Here is a 23,551-nt window from a genome sequence, read left to right as displayed (position 1 = left end):
AGGGGTCAGGCGGGTGTCTCATCGGGACGGTTCGGGTTTGCGCCGAGGGGCTGCCGACGGTGGTAGCCGGCGGCGGTCCAGGTGACGTTCAGCGGGACGGGGCCGTTGGGCAGCCAAGGCTGCTCCGCCACGCAGTCGGCGACCTTCCACGTCCCACGCTCGACGACGCCCAGGGCGGCGTCGATCACCTGATACTGCTGGGTGCGCCGGTGGATGGGCTGGGACTCGACCCAGACCACGACCAGGTCGCCGGGCTCGAGGCCGAGGCGCTTTTGCACGGCCGCGACGAGGCGGGCGTCGTGCATGTGGCCGTCGCCGAAGTTGAAGCCGAGGATGGTGTTGCACACGAACTCGCCCTCGCGGACGATGCGTGTCTCGATGTCGGCGAGGTGCGTGTACAGAAGCGAGAACAAGCCGCGCCCCTGGCTGTGCATCGAGCGCCAGGCGAGCGCCTTCTGCAACGTCATCTCGGCATCGTCGCGCTCGTACGGAGTCGGGACCATGCGCTGCAGCTGGTCGATCTGGTTCTCCACGCCGGGCAGCTCGTTGAGTCGCTCCTCCACGCCGGGCTTCATCGCCCACACGGCCGAGGCCCAGTTCCCTGCGTACTGGCGCATGGAGGGCAGGAAGGAGACGAGGTCGGGACGCAGGTTGCCCAGGACCGGCCCGAACATCAGCAGCGCGAAGACCGGGACGAGCAGCAGCGACTCGGAGAAGTTCCAGATGTTGTACGTGCCGGGATCGAACCCGACCCACAGGACGATCGCGATGAACCCGAAGAAGACATTCCACTCCAGTGGGACGGCAAGCGGGAAGGTCGAGGTGATGAAGATGTGGAAGGCCAGCATGCAGAGCGCGCCGATCAGGGCCACGGTCGCGCTCGTCGTGAGCAGCAGGGTGATCGGGACGATGATCTCGACCGCGGTGCCGCCGACGTGCGCCATGAAGTAGGCGACGCGGGAGGGGCGCAGATCATTCGGGGCGTCTCGGTAGTGCAGACGCTTGACGGCTCGTCCTGGCATGGCCGGGCTGTTGGAGACCATCGGCGGCACGACGTTCTCGAAGTGGGTACCGAACTTGGACACGCCGGCGCCGATCCACACGACGCAGATGACGATTTTGAACACCACGACGAGGTCGATGAAGTCCGCGGTGCTGCTGATGGTCCCCAGCAGCGCCGAGAACAGCATGATCGGCAGGTACTGCTCGGACCGGCCGGCCAGGAAGACGACCTTGTCACGCAGGCCCATCAGGGGCATGAGGACGAGAACCGGGATGAAGTAGTGCGGCGCGATGAGCTCCTGCGTGCCGGTGCCCGCCGGAAGGAACTCGCCCGGCACGGCCTCGGCCGGCGCGGCCAGCGGGTAGACGAGGCTGGTGAGCACGCCGACGAAGAGCGCGACGTCGAACCAGGTGCGCTCGTCGCCGCCAGTGAGCGGCACGCGGCTGCCCCAGGGCGCCATGCGAATGGTGCCGGGACGGATCCAGTACCGAATGTTGCCGATCATCGGGCGGAAGTGGCCGCACAAGGGACCGAATGCGCCGCCGAGTCCGATCACCTCGAGCAGCATCAGCCACACGGCCAGCTTCTGGTACACGACGATGTTGCGGTACCAGGAGCCGACGTCGGTGAACTCGATCCCAGACGTCGCCGACGCGATCCAGATGCCGACACCGAAGTAGAGGCCGAGCATCTTGATGATGTAGACGACGTGCAGCACACGCGGTGTGCCGAACCCGTCGTCGACCCAGTGGGTGCAAAGGATGCGAACGCGCTCGCGCAGGGGAAGCCTCAGGAAGGCCGCCGGCTCGACCGGCTGCGGCGACGGTTTGATGAATCCCATGGGTGCTCCTCGTGGTGGTGGTCCGGGCGGCACGCATCGGTCGCTGCCGCGCCAGGGTGGCGCGCCGTCGGCTTCCGAGGCCGCGTCAGGCGATCCGGACGCACGGACTGTAAGGAGTCGGTGAGACCTGGAACACTGTGCTCGCGAACCAAAAGAGTTGGTAGGGATTGGTCTCCGTACGGACTTCTAGCTGCGGTTCGAGTAGTGACAATCCAAGAGCCCACCGCGCACCTGTGCCCGGGGACCGACGCAGGAGGAAAGGCCGACCATGGATCCCTCGGCGGACCGCGAGGAGATCGCCCGCCGCGCGGCCGCCCGCGTCGCGGACATCGCCGCGGCCACGAGCGCGCAGCTCGACGACGTCGCGCGCGTGCTGCAGGTCGAACTCGCCGAGTCGATCTCGGAGCTTCGCGGAGACCAGCTGATGCTCGACCTCCTCTACGCGAGTGTGGAGAGCAACGTGAAGACCTTCTTCCACGTCGCGCAGTACGGGGTCCCGGTCGACGCGGTGGAGGCGCCGTGGCCGGCCGTCGAGTACGCGCGACGTCTTGCGCAGCGCGAGATCTCCTCGAACGCCCTGCTGCGCGCATACCGCCTCGGTCACCGGCGCGTCCTTGACTGGGTGGCCAGGGAGCTGGCCGGCGCCGAGCCGGACGGCAGGGTCTCGTTCGCGGCCTTGCAGGTACTCCAGGACACCGCCTTCGCCTACATCGACCGGGTTTCCGAGCAGGTCGTGGAGGAGTACGAGACCGAGCGGGAGCGGTGGCTGGCGAATCGCAACACGATCCGCACGGCCACGCTGAGCGCGCTCCTCGCCGGAGACGAGGTGGACGTGGCCGCGGCAGAGCAGGTACTTGGCTACCGACTCCGCCAGGAACACCTTGGACTCGTCCTCTGGGCGGACGAGCGGATGGCCTCGACGGGCCCGCTGGAGCGTCTCGGGCAGCTAACCAGCGCGATAGCCCAGGAGGTTGGTTCGGAGTCGTCGCCGCTATTCGTCCCGCAGGACCGCTCGCTCGGCTGGGGCTGGGTGCCGCTGCAAGCAGGGGCGAGCATCGACCTCGACCGCTTGGCCCGAGTCCTTGGTGAGGCAGGGGATGAGGTGAAGGCGGCGATCGGCGCGGTCGGGACGGGACTCGCGGGCTTCCGTGCGACACACCGCCAGGCGCTGCGAGCTCACCAGGTCGCCGTCATCGGCGCCGATCGGGCCCACCAGATCACGTCGTTCACCGCCCCCGGAGTCAGGGCAGCCGCGGTCCTCGCAGGCGACCTCACCATCGCCCGCGACCTCGTCGCATCGATGCTCGGGGGCCTGGCGCAGGACGACGAAGGCGTCGAGCGGCTGCGTGAGACCCTCACCGTCTTCCTCCAAGAGAACCAGAGCTTTGTCGCGACCGCCGCGAAGGTCCACCTTCACAAGAACACGGTCAAGTACCGGGTGGACAAAGCAGTGCAGCTGCGGGGGCGGCCGATCGAGGAGGACCGGTTCGACCTCGAGCTCGCACTCGCCGCATGTCGCTGGCTCGGACCTGCCGTGCTCTCCCGATCTCCGTGATCTCGACCAGATCCCCGTACAGCTGAGAACGGATTGGTCTACGACTACGGCACGAGTCGCTCTTTTTGGTGTGTCCGAACGAGGACTTCTCTGTCGGCACGAGCGAGTCTGGGCGCCTCGCCATGACGGAGGTCACGCTGCGAGCACCACGAGGATCACCAGCACACCGGCGTGCTTCGCGGGGCCCCTGGCCCCTCCGGGACGATCGTCACACCGTCTATGACGCGGTGACGGCGCGGCGACTGCGGAAGCGGCGCGCGACCGCGTGGACCGCTGTCCGCGGTTTAAGAACCATTTACCGGCTTGAATGTCATACAAGACGATTTACTGAGACGAGGAGTGCACCATGGCCGAGCCGTTCAACGGCACGTTCACGACGTCGGAGGAGTGGTTCGACTCCAGCGGCACCCGCTGCGCTGCGCGCGTCTACCGGCCCACCGCTGCAGATCGGCCGCTGCCCGTCGTCGTGATGGCGCACGGCTTCGGCTCGGTGCGTGCGCTGCGGCTCTACGCCTACGCCGAGCGCTTCGCCGCTGCCGGGTACATCGTCGTGGTCTTCGACTACCGAAACTTCGGGGAGAGCGAGGGTGAGCCGCGCCAGGTCCTGGACATCGCGATGCAGCACGAGGACTGGCGCGCCGCCCTTCGCTACGCCAAGTCGCTCGAGGGGGTCGACCATACCCGAGTCGTGGCGTGGGGGACGTCGTTCGCCGGCGGCCACGTCATCACCATCGCCGGCCAAGGAGAGCCTCTCGCCGCCGTCATCGCTCAGGTCCCGCACGTCAGCGGCCCGGCAGCGGTGAGGTCGACCGGCCTGCGAGCCGCTCTCAGGGTGGCCGTGCCGGGAATTCGTGACGCGATCGCCGCCCGGCTCGGTCGTGAACCTGTGTACATCAAGAGCGTCGACCTTCCCGGCCGCACCGCGATGATGACCTCGCCTGACGCCTATCCAGGCATGCACACGCTCCTCCGTGAGTCGGGGCTGAAGGAGGACGCCTACCCCCACACCGTGGCAGCCCGCATCGCGCTGAGGATCGGCTTCTACTCACCCCAGCGTTGGGCCGGGAACATCGAGTGCCCGGTCTTGGTCCAGATCGTCGCGCAGGACGCGATCACTCCCCGGCGCGTCGCCGAGCACGCAGCAGGCAAGATGCGGCACTCCACCGTTCGCGTCTACGAGGGTGGCCACTTCGATCCCTATGTCGAGCCCCTGTTCGACACCGTCATCGCGGACCAGATCGAGTTCTTGCACCGCCACGTCCCTTCTCTGCCAAAGAAGCGCGTATGAGTTCCGTCTCGAACTCAGGGCGAGCGCGGCGTCGGCGGTGTGCATGGTCTGGCTGTGGTCCAGCGCCTCCACCAGGACCACGGCCCGGGAAAGGGCGGTGAGCGCGGCGGCGGTGGCCTGCATGGTCAGGCCGCTGGCCGGGGTGCCCGGCCGGTACAGGCTGGCCACCGCGCCGCCGCTGTCACGGATGTCGCGCATGAGGGAGCCGTGGGCGTGCGGGTGGCAGTGGTCCAGGCCGCGCGGCAGGACGGCCAGGCTGGCCTGGCCGCTGACGGCAGCGGTGCGGTGCGCGGTGGCCTCCACGCCGTAGGACAGCGTGGCCGTGACCGTGTGCCCGGCCGCGGCCAGGGCACCAGCGTAGAGGCGGGCGGTGGTCAGGGCGTGGTCGGTGGGGTTGCGGTTGCCGATCACGGCGACCGCACTCGCGGTGAGCCGCGGCAGATACTCGCGGCCGATCACCCACAGCCCCAGCGGGCACTGCTCGCCCAGGTCCTCCAGCGCGGCGGGCCACTCCGGATCGGAGGGGATGACGAACTGCCCGCCGCCGGTGGCGGTGCGCAGCTCCTCCTCGGGCCGGTAGCGGGCCAGACGCCCGGCCGGATCGGCGCTCACCCTCCGCTGCCACACCTCGGCGGCGCTGCGGTCGGCAAGGTCGGCGGCGACCTCCTCGGGAGTGAAGTGGGCGGCCAGCGCGGCCCGGGCGGCGCGCTCGGACGGGACACGGGATGCAGGCATGACGAACCTCCCAACGGGCGCAGCACCGGCAGGCGAAACCGGCACCGCGCCCAGAAGACGGTGAACAAGGACAGGGCGAAGGGGGGCGGAGCGCTGGCAGGCGAACCAGCGCCCCGCAGGTGGTGCGCGAAGGGGGGAAGCGCGAAGAGCGGTCGGCTACCGGCGCGAAGGGGAGACGTCGGCGGCCGTGCTGCGGGCGGGACGGTGCCACCCGGCGGCCCGCTCCTGCTTCCACCAGCCGGGCGGGCCGCTCGCCCGGCGAGCGGCCGGACGCACAGCACGCCCCTCGGCGGGCTCGGCCGGGGCAGGGGCAGCGACCGAAGCGACCGGCGCTGCGGGGGACATGGGCGCGGCAGCGGCCGGGCTGGGCAGGCTGGCCTCGGTGTAGGCGATGCGCTGGCGCAGGCTCAGCCCGACCTCGTCCACGCTCAGGTGGATGCAGTTGTCCCGGATCTCGGTGACGCGACCGGAGACCATCACGCGCACGCCGTCGACCAGGGATTCCGTGGCGGTACGGGCCAGGTCCCGCCAGACAGTGCACACGTAGCGGACCGGCGTACCGTCCCGCCACTGGCGCGTGGCGGCGTCCCACTGGACGGGCACGTGGACCAGGCGGAAGCGGGCGACGGCGATCCCGGATTCGGTGAACCGGCACTCGGCATCGCCGGTGACGGTTCCGGACACATGCGTGTCGGACTGAGCCATGCGAACACCTCCTGACTTCCATAATAGTAGGGTTTAGGGATAGGTCAACCCTCTCCGTCACGCCCTGGGTCCGGTACGGCCCCTGCGCTGGGACCGGCGAACCAAGCCTCGCAGGCTCCGCCTCCACCGGCTTGCTGGCCGCGCGGCTCCGGCGCTGAACACCACGGTGTCCTCGACCTCGACGTGCAGCGGGACCGTGCCGTCGGGGCGCACCAGGCGCTCGGCGGTGGAGTCCAGATGCACCGACACCCGCACGGTCTTCCAGCGGGGGTCGAGGTAGAGGAAGACCAGGACGCCGGCCACTTCGAGGCAGGGCAGGCCTTCACCGCGGGGGCCGTCCAGTTCGTGGAAGACGGCCGTGGTGTTGGCCAGGATGCACTCCTGCCGGGAGGGGAAGGGGCGGGCGGCCGTGTCCGTGCCGAGTGTGCCGGCGTGCGCTTCTTCGGGCGGGTCGGCCAGGGGCAGGCCCCACGTCTCCTGCGGGGGGTGCATGTGGAAGTCGGCGGGCGTGGTGAAGTCGAAGCGGGTCAGCCAGTGTTCGAGGACGGGGACGACTTCTGCTCCGGGCAGCTCGTCGTACCGCTCGCGCAGGCCGAGCATTTCCTGATGCAGGTCGACGATGGCAGCGCCCTCGGGCGTCGCGCGGTTCGGTGTGATCATGACTGCGCCTCTCCGATGCGCTGGATGTGGGCGAAGATCACGGCGTCGGCGGTGTCCGAGTCGAAGCCGCGTTCTCCGCTGTGGTGGGTGAACTGGTAGGTCCCCGGCGTGATGTCGACGATCGTGTCGGTCCAGCCGAGGCTGCCGGGGTCGCCGCCGCGGGCCTTCCAGTGCTCGACGTCGGCGATGGAGTACGCCCACAGGGCGGTGCAGATGTTGGCCAGGCAGGTGTCTTCGGGCAGGTCGGGGTCGCCGTTCTCGTCCTCGCTGTAGCGGGGGCGGGCGATGACGAAGCTGTCCTCGCCCGTGCGGTACAGGCCGGGGCAGGTGTTGCCCACAGGGCCGAAGGCGCAGCCGATGGCGGCCATGGCCCGCACCACCTGCGCCTGCCCCAGGGCGGTGCTGTAGTCGGCGCGCCCTTTGCGCTCCCACCGGTAGACGGGGCGCAGGTCGTCGGTGACGAGGATGCGCCCGGAGGGCACGTTGAGGGTGATCGTGGTGGTGATGCCGTCCGGGTAGGGGCAGGGGTCCTGGACATGGACGGCGTGCTCGGTGATCTGCCAGCGCGGCGCCATGTCGCAGACGTCGCAGCTGTACGGCGCGTCCATGACGTGCGCTTCTCCGTGCAGGTCGAGCACGGCGACCTCATCGCGGGTGAACTGGTGCCCGATGGGCTTCAAGGGCAGCCACGTCAGGGTGCCGCCGTCGGGGACGGGCAGGTGCGGCTCGCTCACGGCGTCTCTCCTTCGTTCTGGTTGGACCGGTCGGGGACGGGCGGTGCGGGCGGCAGCTGTTGCAGCAGGCCGGTCAGCAGCCCTTTCAGCTCCTGCTGCCGGGGCGTGAGTGCGGCGGTGCGCAGGAGGCGTTTTCGCAGGACGGGTACGGCGAGGCTGATGCCGACGGCCGTCTCCGGGGCGTCGGGCAGGGGCACGAGGCGGTAGTGGCGGGTGTGGATCATCCAGGCCTCGTACCGGTCGGCCGGGCGGCCGCTGCGGGCGGCGTGCCCGGCGTCGGGCGTGCGGGCCGGGCAGGGGCAGGCCGGGTCGGCGCAGGGGCGTCCGGCAGGGTGGCCGGCTGTGACGGGACGGCTGCGGTAGTGCGTGGCGGCGCCATTCAACATGGGGCAATGCGCGGCCGCATACGGCAGACATTCGGGGTGTACGGCCGGTTCTGGTGCGCAGCCGGTGGCCACATCCGCGGGGCGCACGAGGAGATAGCACCGCTCGTCAAGCTGCTGCCCGCACAGCTGGCACAGCCCGCCGGTGGAAGGCGGCCGGAGCCCGTGCGGCGTCCATGCTGCCGAAGACCGCGTGCCCGCCGTGGACCAGGGAGATCCACGGCACCACCAGGCCACCGGACAGGGGGCGGCCCGCGCACCGCTGGGGAATGGCGCGGCTCATGCGTCGCCTCCTGGCGTGGGCCCGTCGACGGGACCGGTGTTGAAGGGGGCGTTCCAGTCGGTGTGGCGGCAGTCGGTGGCGTCGTGCAGGCGCAGATGCAGCCAGTCCATGCTGCGGTCGATGGGGATGACAGCCTCGGCTCCGATGGCGGCCGCGCGCAGGTAGACGCCGGCGTCGTCGGGTGCGGCCAGCACGAGGATCAGGCCCGGGCGGTGGGGCATGTGCCGCAGCGTGAACGCGGTGTAGCTGCGGTCGTCCAGGATGACCAGCGGTGCGGCCTGGTACTCGGCGGTGGTGAAGTGCGCGGACGGGGTGTGCCGCAGAGGCACGGTGCAGGGCTGCAAGCGGACCGGGTCGTCGTCGAGCCGGTCGCTGATGACCAGCACCCGGCTGCCCGTGGCGTGCGGCTCCTCGACGCGGGGCATGGACGTGGGCACGTCGGACCTCCTTCTTGAGAAATGGGGGAGAGGTGGCCGGCCGCGGGGCGCGGCCGTGCGGATGGCGGGGGCAGGCGCTGGCGGGCGCCTGCCACCACCGCGTAGGGGAGATCAGCCCAGCGGGTAGAGCACCAGCGCCGGGACCACCTTGTCGGGGACGCCGTCGGGGTACAGCTCCCGCAGCGACGGGCTCTTCGCCAACTGCCCGGGCGTGGGGTGGGCCTCGCCGACGGCGTCGTGCGGGCCGAGCGCTTCGTACCGGCCGTGGCCGTAGGTGGCAAAGGGGGAGTAGCGGTTGCCCTCGGGGTCGCCGGACATGACGATCAGCAGATTCCCGGGCAGGCCGCGCCAGTCGCGGTTGACCAGCTGGCGCAGCAGGGCCAGGGTCACGGGCTTGTCGCGGCCGTCCTCCTCGGGAGCCGACGCGGCGGGCGGATTCGCCTTCTGGGACATGACTACCTCTCAAACGTGAGCCGGGAAGGAATGCCGGGGCGGCCGCTTGGCGGGCCCGCCCCGGCGGGGTGGTCGGCCTGGTCAGGCGGGCCGGTAGGTGTCGACGTAGCGGATGAGGAAGGCCAGCAAGGACACGGTGTCGGCGGCCAGCCCGATGCCGGTGCTGGGCTGCTCGTAGATCTGCTGGCCGATCTCGTCGTCGGGGCCGGTGTGCAGGTAGGCGGTCCAGCCGGTGTGCTGATGGGCGGGGTGGTCGACGCGGGCGCCGGCGTCGCTGATCCATATCTCGGCGCCGCCCGGCAGCAGGACGGTGACCACTTCCGCACCCGCCCCCAGTCAGCTGCGCCGCCCCGTGCGGTACCCCTCCTTGCGCAGCACCTGCTCCAGCACGTCCCGGGCCCGGGTCTGCCCGTCGGGCACGTCGGGCTGCGCTTGCTCGGGCGTGCGACCGGGCCACTGCCAGGTGACGCTCCGGGTGGCGCTCCAGCGGCAGGCACCGTCCGGGTTCCACTCCACGCGCTTTTCCCAGTTCCCGGTGGCCGGGGTGCTGCGGATGGCCGGTGGGCGGCCGGGCAGGTTGCTGCGCCGCTGGTTGCTGCCGTCCAGCTGCGGTGCCTGGCCGAGGATCTCCAGGGCCTGGAGGACGTCGGCCAGCAGCGCCCACAGCTGGTCGGGGTCCTGGGGCAGGGTGCGGATCTGCCGGTCGGAGGTGACGATGCGGCGCGCGGCCTCGTCGCCCCGGCGGTACCACAGGCCGCCTCCGGACGCGGCCTGCGCGGCCGCGCTCAGCTCTGTGATGCCCGGCCAGGGCTGGATGCCGGGTCGGATGAGGATGCGGAACGTCTCGGCCATGCCCAGGAAGAAGGCCGTCTCGTGCGCTGGCGTCAGCACGCCGTCGTCGACGTTTGCGGGCGACGGCTGGGGCAGAGTGCAGCCGCTCATCTCGCGCGCGTAGGCGCGGGCGGCCACAACGGTGATGGGGGTGATGACCATGGTTGCCTCTGGCTCCTCACATGGGCGGTCGGCACGGATCGGCAAGTGCGGCCGGTTCTGCGGCCGCCGGGTGCCGCCGGGCAGGGCGGGTCTGGGTCGGGTCGCCCTGCCCGGCGGCGGTCAGGGGACGGTCAGTCCTCGTCCTCGATCAGTTCCAGGCAGGCGATCGGGATGCCGCCGCGCAGTCGGAAGCGCTTGACGCCCTCGGGAACCTTGAAGCGGGTGTTGCGCGGGTCGGTGCGCAGCCGCTGGGTGGACTCCTCGTCCAGCAGGAAGCCTGCGCGGGTCTTGGTGCGGTTGCGCTCCTGCACGGTGCCGGTCAGTCCACGCAGGCAGGCTCGGTTCAGGTCGTCGGTGATTCGAGCGGTGCTGCCCGCCACGAGAGCTGCGTAGGCGGCCTGGGTCAGTTCCTGCAACCTTTCGGCGGAGGCCTCTTGGACTTCGGCGATGGCGGCGGCATCCGGCAGCGTCGCGATGAACTCGCGCACGTCCTTCATGCTGATCGAGTCGATCGACATGGCGTGTCCCTTTCTGGGAGAGGGGGAGGACCGGCCGGGCACGGGGGTGTGCCCGGCCGGAGCTTGGAGAGGGGAGCGGGGGCCGGTCAGTCGGTGGCGGGCCGGTGGTCGGCCACGGCCTGGTTCTCGACCTCGGAGAGCTGGTAGCTGCCGTTGTCGGCCTGGCCGAGCGCTTCGAGCAGCAGCAGGTAGCGGGCCTGCCACGGGTAGAGGTGCGCCCACGTCTTGGGCTCGCGGATGCCGTACTCGCACGCGGCGGCGATGTGTGCGAACAGGGCGCTGGCCAGCCGCGCCTTGGGCAGTTGGGCGGCGGTCTGGGTCAGGTCGGCGTGCTCGGCGTCCTTGATGACCAGGAACCGCGCGACGGTCTCGCTCTCCGGCTTGTCCGTCCACGACCGGTAGAAGTAGGGCAGGGTCAGCAGGATCTCCTGCGCGAAGACGCGGGCCTCCTCGGGCAGGGTCTTCATCCGCACCAGCCGGGCGACGAACTCCTGACGCGGGCCCACGGCCGCCTTCCACGCCCGGTTGCAGGCGATGACCTTGCGCCGCTCCTCGGCCGCCTGCTCGTCGGCCTCGGTGCGCGGCTTCTTGGGCTGCGGACGCACCTTGTGGCCGTGCGCGGCGGGGTCGGTGCAGTGCCAGACGGGCTTGTTGTCCTCGTCCAGCCGGGCGCTGTGGCCGGGGCAGTTGCGGTGCATGTCCTCGGTCAGCGGGTTGCCCAGCCCGGTGGTGAGCTGGTCCAGCGGCTGGGCGGTGTCCTTGGGCCCGTAGCTGTAGGGCGACGGTGTCGGCAGGAGCGGGATCTCGGCCATGGCCAGCTCGGCGGTGATCTTCTCGCGCTCGGCGGCGTGGGCCTGCTCGGTGCGCAGCAGGGCCATCGTCTGGTCCCAGTGGCCGCGCCCGCCCTGGCCCGCCTCCTGGTCCTTGCGCAGCGCATCCAGCAGACGGCGCTCGGCGCCCGGGACGGACTCGACCTCGGCGAGCTGCGCGGTCTGCTCCAGATCCATGCCCCCGGCCGCCGCACGCCGCAGCGTGGCGTCATCGAGCCTCTGCGCGGCACGCGCCTGCTTGGCGGCCCCGTGCTTGACCCCCAGCGCCTTCGTCGCCCGCTTCAGATCGGCCTCGTCCATACCGATCAGCGCCAGCTCCTGCGCCTTCAGCGTGTCGCGGGCGTCCATGTCCTGACGGTGGTCGTTCTCCACCAGCGACAGAAACCGCGTCCACGCGTCATTGCCCACCAGATCGGTGCGCACATACGCCCGCACCTGACGCACCGGACGACCATCCTGCTCGGCGCTGGCGTTCGCGATCTGCTGCGCCTGGGAGCGCCGCCAGCCCTTGAACACCCCATAGGTGCCGTCCTCGCGGGGACGGACGCTGACGGGCTCCTCCACGCCCAGCGCCTTGACGGAGTTGATCAGCTTCTCGTCCGGCTCGGTGTCGGTCTCGCGGGCGTTGCACTCGTCGCGCACCAGCAGCGCTGCGTCCAGCAGGACCACCTGCACGGCGGCGTCGTCGGCCGGGACGGGCTCGGCAGTGGTGGTGTCGGGGGTCGAAACGGCGGTGGCCATGGGGCTCTCCTTCTCCTTGCCGGGTCTGCGGATGAGCGCGGTTGAAAGGGGTGACCCCCTCGCCGCACTGCAAATACTAGTATCGATTTTGTAGAGGTCTAGATACCCTGTGACCTGCGAAAACTTGGTTCACGCGGCGAAGGTGCGGTTCCCGTTCGGCATCGGGAAGCGGGTGTAGCCGGGGCGGTGTGCTGACGCGGTACTGCGGTTGGTCAGCTGAGGTCGTGTGCGATGAACCCGCACGGCCCGGACGGGACCTGGAGTCCCAAGCGTTCGGCGGCACTGCGCAGGATGCTGTCCCAGCGGGGATCGGCCGGGAACGCCGGCAGGGCCGTGCAGCTGCCGATTCCCAGTGACTGGTGGGCGACGCCCAACAGGACGTGGTCCCACTCGCTCTCCCCGCCGACGGCGAATAGTCCGAGCGGCGGGTCAACGTTCCCTGCCTCGCGAGCGCTGATGTTCAGTGCCTCCACGGCGTGTTCCAGTGCCTCCCGGGCGTCGGGGGCGGCCTCAATGCGCACGCCGTAGACAGCGAACACTGAATGGGCGGGCATGATGTCGCTCTTCTCGTGCGTGGGCGCGGTGAGTGCCGGTCAGACCTCATCTGCGCACTGTGTGTGGGCGTAGGCGGCGCGGATCTCGGCGTCGAACTCGGGGTACTGGCGGGCGCTGAACGGCAGCAGCGCGTGGCGCAATTCCATCGCACGGACGAGGACCTGTAGTTGCGCGCGGGACAGTACCCAGGGGCCCCGCTCGTCCTCGTCCAGCAGCGTCAGCAGTTCGGCGGCGGTGGTGGCGTCCTCGGGGCGCGCGAAGACGGGGCGGTGCGGGTGGAGCCGCAGGGCGAGCGCCAGCCCGGCGCCCAGGTGCGGGGCGTGGACGCGCCGGGTGGGCGTGATGACCTGATGGCCCTCCGGCACGGTCAGGACCTGCACGATGCCCTCGTGCACGATGAGCCGTTCGTCGCCCTGTACGGGGAAGGCTGCCGCGGTGGCGGTGCTCCTGCAGGACCAGCAGGCGTACGTCTGCGGGCCGCGCGGCCGGTACCGGCCTTCGTGGCAGACGTGGCACAGGATCGGAGTGGGCACGATGCGCCTCCTGGGCGCGGGCACCCCCGGGGAGGTATCCGCACGGTAGGGCGGTCAGAGGTCCAGGGAAAGGAGCGTGACGGTGCGGGTGGGCAGATGGACGCGCAGGACGTCGTTGTGGTCCGGTGGGTCCAGCGCCGCACCCCGGTCGAGCGCTGCGGCCAGCTGGTCGTCGGCGAACTGCTCCACGGTCTTCTCGGCCTCGTCGACGGCGACCGCTCGCACGGTGGTGCGGGTGGCCCGCAGGTCCGGAATGTCCTCGGTGGGGGCAGGGCGGCGATGAACGGATTCCAGGTCAGGCCCTCGCTCGCCGGGCGCTCGGTCGCGGTGAAGTAGGCGGCCACCACGGGCGGGGCGTCCTCGGTCTCATCGGCCAGGAAGGCTTCGACCCGGTCGACCACGATCTCCTGCCACTCGCGCGCGGCGGCCTTGATGACCTCCTGTGACAGTGCGTGCAGGGCGGGCCTGTGCAGACGGCGCAGCGCCTGGCGTACCACCGGCTGCGTCGGGTCGGCGAGTGCGGCGGCCAGTTCGGACGGGGCCGTGCCTGCGACCTTCCTTCTGGGGCGGGGGGTCGAGGCGCGGGGCGCCTCAACACGTCTAATAATAGTTGCTTATTATGTGATGTGAACCCACCCCTTGACCTGCGGGAACGCTAGTCGTCGTCCGGGGCGTGGCGGCAGCGGGAAGGCGCGGTGGGGGTTGCTGCGCTCGCACCGCTCGCAGTAGGTGGTCACCGCGTTGGCGGTGCACGCGCCCCACTGGCATTCCCACTGCTCGCGCGGGCCGCACAGCATGCACCGGTGCAGCGCGATGCCGTGCATCTGGCACGGCTTGTACCGCTTGTGCTGAGGGATGGCCGACAGGGCGAAGTGCGAGCGTTCCAGGTGGGCCAGGTCCACGGCTGGGAACGTCTCCTTGCCGTCACGCACGGGCCGGGGTGCCAGTTGCTGGAACTGCTCGGGGGTGGTGTAGAACGGCAGGCCGGCCGGGCTGAACACCATGGCCAGACGACCGGCGGTGGTCAGCTCTTTAAGACGGTAGTAGTAGATGAAGTCGCCCAACAGGTCGAGCATGTCGCTCTGGCGCAGGCTCCAGGCGTACCCGTACCGGCGCAGCAGGCGGCGCTCGGCGGCGGCCGGCCCCGTCTGCGCGGCGTCCAGGTCCTGCACGGCCGCGATGGCGGCGGTCGGATTGCCGGTCAGCTCCCGCGCGGCCTCCTCTGCGTCCGCGCGGGTGGTGTGGCTGCTGAGCGCGTATCCGTGGCGCTGGTCCACGACTTGATGCGCGCCGTCCAGTTCGGCAACGGCGTAGGGGGCGGGCGGCTGCGTGCGGTGGCGGGACATGGCGGACTCTCCTGGCGTGAAGCGGCAGATGCAGGGGGCGAGCGGGCGGCGGGGGCCCGGCCGGTGAACGGGCCGGGCCGGGGTGCGCCTTACGGGGTGACGGTGGGCGGCAAGGGCGCCACGGCGGGCGGCAGGGTCGCCCACGCGGTTTCCACCTGGTGGCCCAGCTCGCGCAGCATGTCGGCGGTGTTGTTCACGTCGGCGGGGGTGGCGTCGTCCTGCCGGACGAACGCCTGGATCTCGCTGCTCCAGGCGAACCCCTCGACGGTGAGCACCTGCTGCGTGTCGTGGGTGAGGTCGTCGCCGGACGCGGGGGCGGCCACTAAGCCCTGGTTAAGGTCGAGTACGACCAGGAACATGGTGCGGTCTCCTGCTGTGGTCAGTGGGTGACGGTCACGGTGTAGTCGGCCTCCAGCACCGCCAGCGCGGCGCGGATGGCGGAGCGGGTCTCGACGCTGGGGCGGGAGTAGGGGAAGTCCAGCGCATGCACGGCGTCGTCGAGCTCGTCGTCGCGCAGGGGCAGGCGGTAGCCGCTGCGGTACAGGGCGATGGCGGTTGCCGTGGCGGCACGGCTGCGGTTGTAGGCGACGGCTCCGGCCCCGTCGATGTCGGTCCCGAACGCCTCGCGCGCGGTGGGTGGCAGCGCCGCGATACCGGCGGTGAAGCGACGGGCGGGCAGGCGGAGCCGGGACGGGCGCAGGGAACGCAGCATGAGGGATCTCCTGGGCAGGCAGGTAGATACGGGATGCACGGAACGGAAACCTGAACTGGGGAGCGGCGGGGCGGCGCCCGCGCCTGCCGCGTGATGGCAGGTGGCAAGGGCGGCCGACTGGTCCTGAAGACTCGAGGCGGATGACTTCCGCCGCTCAACACATCTAATAATAGTGCCTACCGGGGCGATGTGAACCCCCCCCGTGACCTGCAACTTTACCTCTCCGGGGGATCGTCCTGGGCGAAGGCGGCGAGCATACGGGCGATGACTGGGGCGCGGCCGGACGCCTCCACGCGCAACCAGCTGCCGGACGGACCCACGCGCACACTGACGCTGTCCCACTCCCTCTCGCCGCGCGCCTCGGGCGAAGTGGGCTCGCGCTCCCACAGCAGTCGTGTATGGCGATGGTCCTCGTGCACGCTGACACCGGGCAGCGAGGCGGCCAGTAGGTCGACTACGGTCCGGCGGGCGTTTGCCTCGGCCTGGTGCAGTGCAGCGAACTGGGCTGCCCGGCTGACGGCTGCAGCGTGCAGCGGATACAGGCGCTGGCGGATCTCGCGGGCCACGTGATCGGCGCTGATGGCGCTCACCCCGATCGACGGTTCCGCTACCTGGCTGGTGTCGCGCAATGCGGCATACACCCTGAGCTTCTCCGGGCGGTGACGGTTGTACTGGTGCAAGTCCAGAGTGCGGCCGTCGCCGTCGATGATGGTGCGGGCCAGTTCGTGTGCGAGTCCGGGCAGCGGCACGGTTTGGCAGCGCGTCCCCAGCGCGCGGGCCACGGCGTCGGTGAAGACGTCGAACTGCTCCTGCGCGGTCAGCTGCGGTGGCGGGTCGGTGGGCATGGCGCTTCCGTTTCACGGTGTGGTGGGCACAGGTCAGGGGCGTTGCGGGCTGCGAGGGAGGTGGCGGTGCGGTCGGCTGTCTCCTGGCGGCGTACGGCCTCGCGGCGGGCGTCCTCGGCGGTGTATCCGGTGTCGCACCACGGCTTGCACAGTTGGCCGGGCGGGGCGCCGCACGTCTCGCAACAGTCGTCGAAGTCCTCCGGGCGCCAGGGGCGCGGCTGGCCGGTCATGCCGGGTGCTCGCAGATGGCGGCCGCGCCCTGGGCGGTGGTGATGGCGGTGCGGTGCAGGGTGCTGGCGCAGGATGCCTGCCAGACGTGGCCGGGCTTGGACGGCGTGGTCTGGTTGCCGGTGGCCGGGCTGATGCTCCACCGGCGGCCGTGGGGGTCGGTGACGGTGTAGGTGAGGAACTGCGGGTCGTCCTGGTGGCCGTTGTCCTCCCACGGCAGGCCGGCGGCGGTCAGAGCGGCGGCGAGCTGGGTACAGCGCTCGCGGGTGATGTGGCCGAACGTGGCCATGACGCATCTCCTCCTCGCAAGGGTGCGGACGGTTGTCGGCGCGCGGAGTCGGGGTGGTCAGCCGGGAGTGCCGGTCGTGTGGGGTTTCGCGTGGCGGCGTTCCTGCCGGGCGTCCGCGTTATCGAGCCAGTGCTGACAGGCCGAGCAGACGGCATCGGTGTTCACGGTGACGAAACTGCGATCGCCGGGGTAGCGCTCGGCAGGCCGTGTCACCGCGCAGCAGGCCGCGACGGCGGAGCGGGCGGTATCGAGAATGAGCGGAGCGGCATGGTCCACGTCAACGGGCAGGAGAGCGCCCAGCGTGGTGAAGATAAGGAAGCCATTGATGGCAGGGACGGCAAGGGTGTCCTTGTCGGCGGGAAAGCCTGCGCAGAAACCGATGATGTGCGGGCTGTGCAGAAGGCCGCCTCCTCCGTAAGAGGCGTTGAGGCCGTTGGCATCCAGGATGATGGCGACGGCGGAGGTGCGGCATGCGCGGCCTCTCATCGCTGCCGCAGTCTCGTCGGACCGCCAGGAGCGGTTGAGAGCGTTGCCCTTCAGCTCGAGGCGACCGGCGTGGATATCGGGCAGTCGGGCGCGCCAGGCGCTGGCTCGCTCCCACAGGTCGCGTGCCTTGTCGGGAATCACGGGCTGGCTGGTTATAGCCATAGCGGATGTCCTTCTGCGTGGGGGCGGTCGGTGGCGGGGCGGTGCCTTATCGGCGGTAGTGCTGCACGGTCCTGCGGGACTGGATCCGGCGGCGTGCCGCCCGCCCCGCGCGGCCGGCGGCGATGTCGATGTGGCCCCGGATCGCTGCCTCGCGTACCTCGGCCCGCACGGTGCGGCGCGCCTCCTCCTCGCTGTGCGCGTACACGAGGGTGACGCTGGCGGACTCCTCCAGCGCGTCGATCCGGTACTCCTCGTGCAGCTCGTTGCGCTCCATCGGGTCGGCCGGTGCTTCCTCGGTGTGCCAGACGTCGAACTGGCTGCCGTTGGACCTGCCGACGACGAAAAACGGGCGCTTGGCGCTCACGCGGTCACTTCTCCTCTGTGCGGTTTGAGGGTGCCTGGGTCAGCGCCGGAGCCGGAGCCGGAGCTGGCGGCTGGGGCAGCGGTTGGGGAAATGCCACGTGGCGCGGGTGCCGCTGTTCATGCCGTGCTGTGGGCAACCGGGCGCCAGCGCGTATGCGCCGCAGGGCAGCGGCGTGCAGATACAGGCGGGGTGCGGGTCCAAGTGAAGGTGATTCGGTTCGGTCTCCGGGAACATGCCGTCCTCTTATGCCGGGCGGGGACGTTGCGGGGCGGGCGCGGCTGGGCGCAGGGCTCGCGTCCGGTGGGCGGCGCGGCAGGGGGTGCGCGAGGGGGCCGGGGGGACTGGAGGGCTTGCCCCCTCGCACAACACCAATAATAGTCCCTTTGGGATAAGTGTGAACCCACCCTGTGACCTGCTCTTTTACCGACGTTCGGCGGCCGGTGTCGTCCAGCGGGGGCGGCGGGTGCGCTGCTGGGCACGCAGTGAGGCCACTTCGGCGGTAAAGCGGGCGTGGTCCTGGCGTTGGTTGGCGGCGGCCTGCTGGCTGATGCGGGCCAGGTCGGGGGCCACCAGGGCGCGGCGGGCCTGTGAGCCGGTGTAGTCGGCAAGCCACCATGCCAGTACGGGCAGGGGCGCGTAGGCGGCGGTGAGCTGGCGGGCCAGGGCCCACCACAGGGCAGCGGCCGCGCGTCCGTCGCGCAGGTGTTCCGCGGCTTCCTTCTCGTAGCGGGCCGCGTCCTTCTCGCACTGGGTGAGTACGGAGGTGAGGAATCGGAGCAGGGCGGGGGTGTCGCCTTCGCGGGCGGCGTCCAGCAGCCGCGGCAGGTCCGGCCGGCAGGCGGTGTCCTCCCCGCAGGCGTGCAGGACGGCGGTGAGCGTCTGGGCGGTCTTCTCCGACGGCTCGCGGCCGGCGGTCGACTCCAGCGACTGCACCTGCTGGTACGGCTCGCCCTCGCCGGTGCTGCGGATCACGCTGCCCACATAGCGGGTGGTGGCGCTGCGCAGGTGCGGCAGGCTCTCCTGCGGCGCCAGCTCGGCCATGACGTCGCACGATCCGAAGCTGACGCGCAGCGCGGTGAACTGGTCCCAGTGATAGCGGTCGTGGGTGCCGGTCACGCAGACCTGCCCGCGCACGGCACCGCGCAGTGTGTACAGCACGGCGCGGCCGTCCTGGTGGTCCTGGGCGGTGGCGAACACGGGGCCGGACGGGGTGGGGATGGTCAGTTCCGGGCTGGTGGTCACGGTGGGCTGCTCCCTGGCGGGCTTGTACGGCGGATAGAAGGGGGGACCGGCGCCCCGCGCCCGTCGAAGGGGTGGTGCGGGCTCGGGGTGGCTGGTCGGCGGCCAGCGGCGAACATGGCCGGGTCGGCCGTACCCCGCCGGAAGGGGAGACGGCGGGATGCGGCACGCTAGGGGGTGCTACTCCTGCGGCGGCTTGTGGCGGTGCAGCTTGCCGCGCGCGGTCACGCCGACCCCGGTCCGGCCGCACGGGCAGTCGGCGTAGGGCCGGTTGTTCAGGCGGGCGAACTTGCTGCCCAGCGCGGTGGTGTTGGTGCTGCGCACCGACCCGGGTACGGGCGCGGTGTTGGTGCAGTAGCCGTTGGCGGCAACGGCGGTCGCAGTGTCAGCCATGGGGGTTGTCCTCCAGCAGAGCGGCGTAGCGGTCCAGGACGGGGGCGGGGACGAACTGGCGCAGCGGCGCGGGGCCGTCCGCGCACGGAGCCTGCGAGCGCTTCAGCTCGGCGGGGTCCATGGGGTGCAGCCATCCATCCCGCGCACTCCAGCCGCGCACGCGCGGCACCAGATCGGAAAGGGTCGTCGCTATCAGCACGGCGCTGCGCGCGGTGCTGCCCTCCAGCGCGTACACCAGCAGCATGCGCAGCTTCACGAACTCGTCCTCGCCCCCTTCCTCCGGCAGATACAGGGCGTCGGGGGTGAGCTTGAGCGAGACGTCGGCGGTCAGGAACACGCCGTCGATGCGGTCGAGCGCGAGGCTGAGCTGATGGGCGCCTTCACCGAGGGCGGCCACCAGGGTCGCGAGTGCCGTCTCAGCGCGGCTCGCGGCGGCCACAACGTCGACGTCGTCGGGGCGCGGGAGTTCGGACGTCATGACGCGTGCTCCTTGGCGGTGGGGGTGGTCAGAACAGTTCGGGGAGGATGCGGGCGACCGCGTGGGCGAGCGCGGCCAGATCGGCCGTAGGCGGCACGGGCAGATGGGCGGCGTCGCCCTGGCTGTCGTTGCGGACGTAGAGGTGTCCGGCCTCGCAGACTCCGACCGTGAACGGGGTGCCGTCGCCGTTGTGCAGGTGCCCGGTCGTGCCCATGGGGCCCGGCAGTACGCCCCACTGGTCCCCCAGCAGAACAAGGGCGGCCCTGGCGACCTCGAAGGGGGACACGGGCTCTTCGGGCTGTTGCAGGAAGCTGGTGGGCATGGGGCGGTACGTCCTCTCCACGACGGTGGGCGGCGGCGGTGGGCGGCGCGGTCCGGGGCGCGCCTCATCGGGCGCGGGCATCCCGGCCGCTGCGGCCGGTCCTGTCGACGGGCGGTCTGCTGCACGGCATGGCGCGGCGCCGGCCGGTCTGGCGGCGGCCGTGGCGGCCGGCGGGGCCGGGGCCGCACCCCCTTGCCGGGGTGCGGCCCCCGCCCCTGCCGGGGTGTGGGGCCCGTGCGGGCCGGGCTCGGGGTTCCCGGCCCGCACGGGGGTCTGTCAGCCGTGCGAGGCTGCGGCCGCGAGCGCGGGCAGCGCGGCGGCCTCCAGGGCGGCGGCCTGGTCGGCGTCGGCGAGCGTCTGCGCGGTCGACGTGACGGCCTGCATGACGCCACCGGCCGTCATCTGCCCGCCGCGCACGAAGTGCGCGAGGATGCTTTCCCGGGCCTCGGCACCGATGCTGAGGGTCTTGGTCACGTGCTCGATGGTCTTCGTCGGGTCGGCGATCCGCTTCCCGGCGGCCTCCTCCATCTCCGCCACCTTCGCACCCAGGTACTCACGCGAGAGGAACTGCCGCACGGCGTCGGTGGTCTTCGACGTGATCACCTGCAACATGCGGCGCTGCGTCTCCGCCGACCAGGAAATGACGCCATCGTCCTGCTTGCCTCCCAGGTGCACGGCGCGCATTACGTCCTTGGCCATGGTCAGGCCGTTGCAGCACACCCGGATGACGGCGCGCGGCGTGAGGGTGTAGGCACCCGCCCCGACCTCGGAGTTGGTGATGACGAACCCTGCCGACACCATCGGCAGTTCGTCCCCGCTGCGCTCGTCGAACGGGGAGCGGTAGCCGCGCAGCAACTCGCGCGCCTGCACGGCGACCGCCTCGGACTCCACGCGCACGTACATGCGCCGGTCGGTCAGGTCACAGCCGGTGATCCGCACGGGGTGGCCGGACTCCTTCACGCCCTCCAGCGCGGCGAACAGCAGATCCAGGTTGTCCATGCGCTTGTAGCTGTCGGACAGCAGCGCGCGGGCCACGCCCTCACCCGGCGTCATGCCGGGGGCGCCGTCGCCCCGGAACGCACGCAGCATGAAACGGCGCTCGGGCTCCTGACGGAGCCACGCGTTGACGTTCTCGTCCAGCAGCGGGACGTTGTCGGCGCGCATCCGGCGCAGGTAGGCCAGCGGGATGCGCAGCTTGTCGGCCACGCCTTCGTCGGCGACGGCGGTGGGCCGGTAGATGCCGTCCACGGTGGTCACGCCGTCCTCGGTGAACAGCGGCTCCACGCCCTCGACGTGCAGGTTGCCCGCGTGGAACTTCAGGGCGGAGGCGGCGGCGATCACGTCCAGCTTCCGCCCCTGCTGGTCCTCCAGGATGCGGGCCAGGTCCTCGACACCGGCGTTACGGGCACCGGTGGGCGCAACGGCGGTGACGCGCTCTGCGAACTGCTGAGTCATGCGGTGTTTCCCCTTCGCTGCGGTCCGGGGGCGGGGCCACCGCCCCCGGACCTTGTGTTGATTTCTGCGGGCTGGGCGGCGGGGCCACCGCCGCCCGAACAACTCCAATACTAGTATCGGAAGGGAATGCGTAAACCCACCCCTTGACCTGCGCTTATACCCTTCCGGGCCTAGGCGAAGATGCGTTGGAAGTAGGGCAGCGGGGTGATGCTCTCGCGCCGTACGCTCCGCAGCTTCACCACGAATGCGGCTCCGCGCTGCTCGCTGATGTCGTAGCGGACTTCGGGTCCGTCGCCGAACGGGTCGGCGTGCGCGTGGATAGCGGTTACCCAGTAGGTGCCGTGCTTGCCGGTGTGGCTGCCGTGATAGTCGACCTTCTGCCACAGGATCGGCCCGTTGCGCTCGGGGTCCAGGGTCCGGGCCACGGCCAGCAACATGCCGTCCGCCACCTGTTCCGGCGACAGCAGGGCGAACGCTCGCGCGACGGCGGCGCGGTCGACCGGCACCCCGGCCACGGCGGGGGCACCGTGCCCGGTGCGCACCCCCATCGCCCAACCCAGCTCGAAGAACGGCCGTGCCGTCTCCACGTGCTCGCTCGGGATGCCCAGCGCCCGGCCCACCTCGCCGTAGGCCAGCTCCCACAGCGCGTGCCCGGACTGCTCCCGCTCGGCCTGCGTCACCGGCGCGCCGGTCTCCTCGGCCGCGCGGATCTCCTCGTTCTGCCCTGCCATGCGCGTCTCGTCCATGCTTCCCCTTCTCGGTCCGTATGGTGCCGGATGGCCGGGGGCGCCCGGTCGGGCGCCCCCGGGCGGGCTCTAGCCCAGGAACCCGCGCGAACGCAGGTACTCAGCCGTCATGTGCGCGATGCCCTGCGGCTTGTAGATCTGCGGGATACGGCGCATCTCGACCTCAGTGCGCCCCTTCTTGTCCGGCTCGATCAGCTCGTGAACCACCCGGTACGGCTCGTCATACATCGGCATTTCCAGCACGACCGGGCCAACCTTGGTGTCGAACCGGATTCCGGTGTAATTCGCGTCGGTGTTGTGCACGACCTTCGCGCCGATTCGACGGCAGGAAAGCGGCAGGAAGTTGGCAATAGCGCGAGCCTGAATGGCCATAGCGCTCATGGGCACACCCTCACTTGCGCGCGCGGGCCGAACGATGCCGCCGGAAATCTTGATTTCCACTTTCTCCCCTTCGTTGATCATTGCGCTTGCCGGGGGTCGCCTCCCCCCTGCATCTACAATAATAGTATCCAGCCGTGAGATATGGAACCCCTGTTGCGATCTCTGTTGCGATCTCTGTTGCGTCATGTGTTGCACCCGGCCTTGCGACTACTGTTGCGATCTCCTAGTGCTCAGATCAGCCAAAACAGCAGGTCAGACCGGGTTTTCGGGCGCACCTGGAATCCTGACATCCCCTCGGCTGACCCCTGCTGCCCGTGCTGGGTGGTGGGAAGGATGGCGGGACGGGCGGGCAGGAGTGAGCCTTCGGGGATCGGCGGCACTGATAGCTGTTTGCGCGTCGGCGAAGCCTCCGCGCGCTGACTGGAGGGGCGGCGGGACGCTCGGGCGTGGGATTCCAGGGGGGCGCCACAAAAACGCGCTAGGCGGCCTCCTGGCCGTTCTGCGGACGGCTTTCCCGGTTCACCGCACAGCTTGACGGACAGATAAATCGAGGATGCCGGGCAGGAATCAGACGGAGACGTGATCCGGGACCGCAGGGAGTGACTCATCCCAGAGTCCGTCTGAGTCTCTTTTTGAAGCACGCACGGAAGTGCATCAAGCCTGCCAACCCAGCACGCCCCGCCACTACGGCGACCGGCCATCCCTGTAGCCAGCCTGCCCGCGTAAGCGGGCAAGGTGCGGGAGCGCAGCGGACGCGCTGTCAAGTGCGGTGCGAAGCACCGCACTTGTACTCCTACGCGCAGCGTAGGAGTACCGGCCTGGACGCAGTCCGGGCCGGGCGGTGAGCGCAGCGAACCG

The 23,551-nt window shown here is 70.6% G+C and carries 31 protein-coding genes and 1 pseudogene; 2 read left to right on the top strand and 30 right to left on the bottom strand.

The window, feature by feature from the left end; genetic code table 11:
* Positions 1-5 precede the first annotated feature (5 nt).
* On the bottom strand, positions 6-1,844 hold the full coding sequence (locus IE271_RS33305) for a DUF3556 domain-containing protein (protein WP_190194221.1): 1,839 nt from the start codon (positions 1,842-1,844) through the stop codon (positions 6-8).
* Positions 1,845-2,112: 268 nt separating this feature from the next.
* Between IE271_RS33305 and IE271_RS33300 the strand changes: the two genes are divergently transcribed.
* Complete coding sequence (locus tag IE271_RS33300; RefSeq protein WP_190194220.1) at positions 2,113-3,399, top strand: PucR family transcriptional regulator; 1,287 nt, start codon at positions 2,113-2,115, stop codon at positions 3,397-3,399.
* Positions 3,400-3,745: 346 nt separating this feature from the next.
* On the top strand, positions 3,746-4,687 hold the full coding sequence (locus IE271_RS33295) for an alpha/beta hydrolase (RefSeq protein WP_190194219.1): 942 nt from the start codon (positions 3,746-3,748) through the stop codon (positions 4,685-4,687).
* 27 nt (positions 4,688-4,714) lie between these two features.
* Here the strand turns inward: IE271_RS33295 and IE271_RS42520 are convergent.
* The 29 genes and pseudogenes from IE271_RS42520 to IE271_RS33160 form a co-directional block, all read right to left on the bottom strand.
* Positions 4,715-5,422 (bottom strand): annotated as a pseudogene (locus IE271_RS42520) (DNA-processing protein DprA); the annotation flags it as partial.
* A 156-nt stretch (positions 5,423-5,578) separates the two neighbouring features.
* Positions 5,579-6,127, bottom strand: a complete 549-nt coding sequence (locus IE271_RS33290; RefSeq protein WP_190194218.1) for a single-stranded DNA-binding protein — start codon at positions 6,125-6,127, stop codon at positions 5,579-5,581.
* 57 nt (positions 6,128-6,184) lie between these two features.
* Positions 6,185-6,787 carry a hypothetical protein gene (locus IE271_RS33285; protein WP_190194217.1) on the bottom strand — a complete coding sequence of 201 codons (603 nt, stop codon included), beginning with the start codon at positions 6,785-6,787 and terminating at the stop codon, positions 6,185-6,187.
* Entirely contained in the window at positions 6,784-7,521 is a 738-nt protein-coding gene (locus IE271_RS33280) for a hypothetical protein (RefSeq protein ID WP_190194216.1), read from the bottom strand. Before IE271_RS33280 ends, IE271_RS33285 begins: the two co-directional genes overlap by 4 nt.
* Complete coding sequence (locus IE271_RS42515; protein ID WP_229919720.1) at positions 7,518-7,907, bottom strand: hypothetical protein; 390 nt, start codon at positions 7,905-7,907, stop codon at positions 7,518-7,520. The genes IE271_RS33280 and IE271_RS42515 overlap by 4 nt, the downstream gene beginning before the upstream one ends.
* Positions 7,908-8,013: 106 nt before the next feature.
* A complete protein-coding gene (locus IE271_RS42510) occupies positions 8,014-8,187 on the bottom strand; it encodes a hypothetical protein (protein WP_229919719.1) in 174 nt (57 codons plus the stop codon).
* Complete coding sequence (locus tag IE271_RS33270) at positions 8,184-8,624, bottom strand: CpaE-like family protein (protein ID WP_229919718.1); 441 nt, start codon at positions 8,622-8,624, stop codon at positions 8,184-8,186. The genes IE271_RS42510 and IE271_RS33270 overlap by 4 nt, the downstream gene beginning before the upstream one ends.
* 111 nt (positions 8,625-8,735) lie before the next feature.
* Positions 8,736-9,077, bottom strand: a complete 342-nt coding sequence (locus tag IE271_RS33265) for a hypothetical protein (RefSeq protein WP_190194215.1) — start codon at positions 9,075-9,077, stop codon at positions 8,736-8,738.
* Between the two features lie 81 nt (positions 9,078-9,158).
* Positions 9,159-9,395, bottom strand: coding sequence for a hypothetical protein (locus IE271_RS33260; protein ID WP_190194214.1), 237 nt, complete (start codon positions 9,393-9,395; stop codon positions 9,159-9,161).
* Positions 9,396-9,413: 18 nt separating this feature from the next.
* The gene (locus tag IE271_RS33255) at positions 9,414-10,070 is read right to left on the bottom strand and encodes a hypothetical protein (RefSeq protein WP_229919717.1); all 657 of its coding nucleotides are present in this window, start codon (positions 10,068-10,070) and stop codon (positions 9,414-9,416) included.
* Positions 10,071-10,201: 131 nt separating this feature from the next.
* Positions 10,202-10,588 carry a hypothetical protein gene (locus tag IE271_RS33250; RefSeq protein WP_190194213.1) on the bottom strand — a complete coding sequence of 129 codons (387 nt, stop codon included), beginning with the start codon at positions 10,586-10,588 and terminating at the stop codon, positions 10,202-10,204.
* 86 nt (positions 10,589-10,674) lie between these two features.
* Positions 10,675-12,159: a ParB/RepB/Spo0J family partition protein gene (locus IE271_RS33245; protein ID WP_190194212.1), complete on the bottom strand. Its 1,485-nt coding sequence runs from the start codon at positions 12,157-12,159 to the stop codon at positions 10,675-10,677.
* Between the two features lie 212 nt (positions 12,160-12,371).
* The gene (locus IE271_RS33240; protein ID WP_190194211.1) at positions 12,372-12,713 is read right to left on the bottom strand and encodes a hypothetical protein; all 342 of its coding nucleotides are present in this window, start codon (positions 12,711-12,713) and stop codon (positions 12,372-12,374) included.
* 39 nt (positions 12,714-12,752) lie between these two features.
* On the bottom strand, positions 12,753-13,247 hold the full coding sequence (locus IE271_RS33235) for a hypothetical protein (RefSeq protein ID WP_190194242.1): 495 nt from the start codon (positions 13,245-13,247) through the stop codon (positions 12,753-12,755).
* A gap of 54 nt (positions 13,248-13,301) precedes the next feature.
* The gene (locus IE271_RS42505; RefSeq protein ID WP_229919716.1) at positions 13,302-13,472 is read right to left on the bottom strand and encodes a hypothetical protein; all 171 of its coding nucleotides are present in this window, start codon (positions 13,470-13,472) and stop codon (positions 13,302-13,304) included.
* Positions 13,473-13,864: 392 nt separating this feature from the next.
* Positions 13,865-14,593 carry a hypothetical protein gene (locus IE271_RS33225; RefSeq protein ID WP_190194210.1) on the bottom strand — a complete coding sequence of 243 codons (729 nt, stop codon included), beginning with the start codon at positions 14,591-14,593 and terminating at the stop codon, positions 13,865-13,867.
* 89 nt (positions 14,594-14,682) lie between these two features.
* Entirely contained in the window at positions 14,683-14,952 is a 270-nt protein-coding gene (locus tag IE271_RS33220) for a hypothetical protein (RefSeq protein WP_190194209.1), read from the bottom strand.
* Between the two features lie 20 nt (positions 14,953-14,972).
* Positions 14,973-15,305 (bottom strand): hypothetical protein, encoded by a 333-nt coding sequence (locus IE271_RS33215; RefSeq protein ID WP_190194208.1) that lies wholly within the window; start codon positions 15,303-15,305, stop codon positions 14,973-14,975.
* 215 nt (positions 15,306-15,520) lie between these two features.
* Entirely contained in the window at positions 15,521-16,150 is a 630-nt protein-coding gene (locus tag IE271_RS33210; protein ID WP_190194207.1) for a hypothetical protein, read from the bottom strand.
* 226 nt (positions 16,151-16,376) lie between these two features.
* The gene (locus tag IE271_RS33205; protein WP_190194206.1) at positions 16,377-16,667 is read right to left on the bottom strand and encodes a hypothetical protein; all 291 of its coding nucleotides are present in this window, start codon (positions 16,665-16,667) and stop codon (positions 16,377-16,379) included.
* A 57-nt stretch (positions 16,668-16,724) separates the two neighbouring features.
* On the bottom strand, positions 16,725-17,315 hold the full coding sequence (locus IE271_RS33200; RefSeq protein ID WP_190194205.1) for a hypothetical protein: 591 nt from the start codon (positions 17,313-17,315) through the stop codon (positions 16,725-16,727).
* 46 nt (positions 17,316-17,361) lie between these two features.
* Entirely contained in the window at positions 17,362-17,679 is a 318-nt protein-coding gene (locus tag IE271_RS33195) for a hypothetical protein (RefSeq protein WP_190194204.1), read from the bottom strand.
* A gap of 420 nt (positions 17,680-18,099) precedes the next feature.
* Positions 18,100-18,921 carry a hypothetical protein gene (locus IE271_RS33190; RefSeq protein WP_190194203.1) on the bottom strand — a complete coding sequence of 274 codons (822 nt, stop codon included), beginning with the start codon at positions 18,919-18,921 and terminating at the stop codon, positions 18,100-18,102.
* Between the two features lie 177 nt (positions 18,922-19,098).
* Complete coding sequence (locus tag IE271_RS33185; RefSeq protein WP_190194202.1) at positions 19,099-19,311, bottom strand: hypothetical protein; 213 nt, start codon at positions 19,309-19,311, stop codon at positions 19,099-19,101.
* Positions 19,304-19,789, bottom strand: a complete 486-nt coding sequence (locus IE271_RS33180; RefSeq protein ID WP_190194201.1) for a hypothetical protein — start codon at positions 19,787-19,789, stop codon at positions 19,304-19,306. Before IE271_RS33180 ends, IE271_RS33185 begins: the two co-directional genes overlap by 8 nt.
* Before the next feature lie 28 nt (positions 19,790-19,817).
* Positions 19,818-20,111, bottom strand: a complete 294-nt coding sequence (locus tag IE271_RS33175) for a hypothetical protein (RefSeq protein WP_190194200.1) — start codon at positions 20,109-20,111, stop codon at positions 19,818-19,820.
* 276 nt (positions 20,112-20,387) lie between these two features.
* Positions 20,388-21,566, bottom strand: a complete 1,179-nt coding sequence (locus IE271_RS33170; protein ID WP_190194199.1) for a DUF932 domain-containing protein — start codon at positions 21,564-21,566, stop codon at positions 20,388-20,390.
* A 170-nt stretch (positions 21,567-21,736) separates the two neighbouring features.
* Positions 21,737-22,312, bottom strand: a complete 576-nt coding sequence (locus IE271_RS33165; RefSeq protein WP_190194198.1) for a hypothetical protein — start codon at positions 22,310-22,312, stop codon at positions 21,737-21,739.
* A gap of 69 nt (positions 22,313-22,381) precedes the next feature.
* Positions 22,382-22,753, bottom strand: a complete 372-nt coding sequence (locus tag IE271_RS33160) for a hypothetical protein (protein WP_190194197.1) — start codon at positions 22,751-22,753, stop codon at positions 22,382-22,384.
* Positions 22,754-23,551: the final 798 nt, after the last annotated feature.

Origin of the sequence: Streptomyces minutiscleroticus, assembly GCF_014650875.1 — a bacterium.
GTDB lineage: Bacteria > Actinomycetota > Actinomycetes > Streptomycetales > Streptomycetaceae > Streptomyces > Streptomyces minutiscleroticus.
The sequence above is the reverse complement of the archived record's forward strand: the minus strand, read 5'-3'. Positions and strand labels throughout refer to the sequence as shown.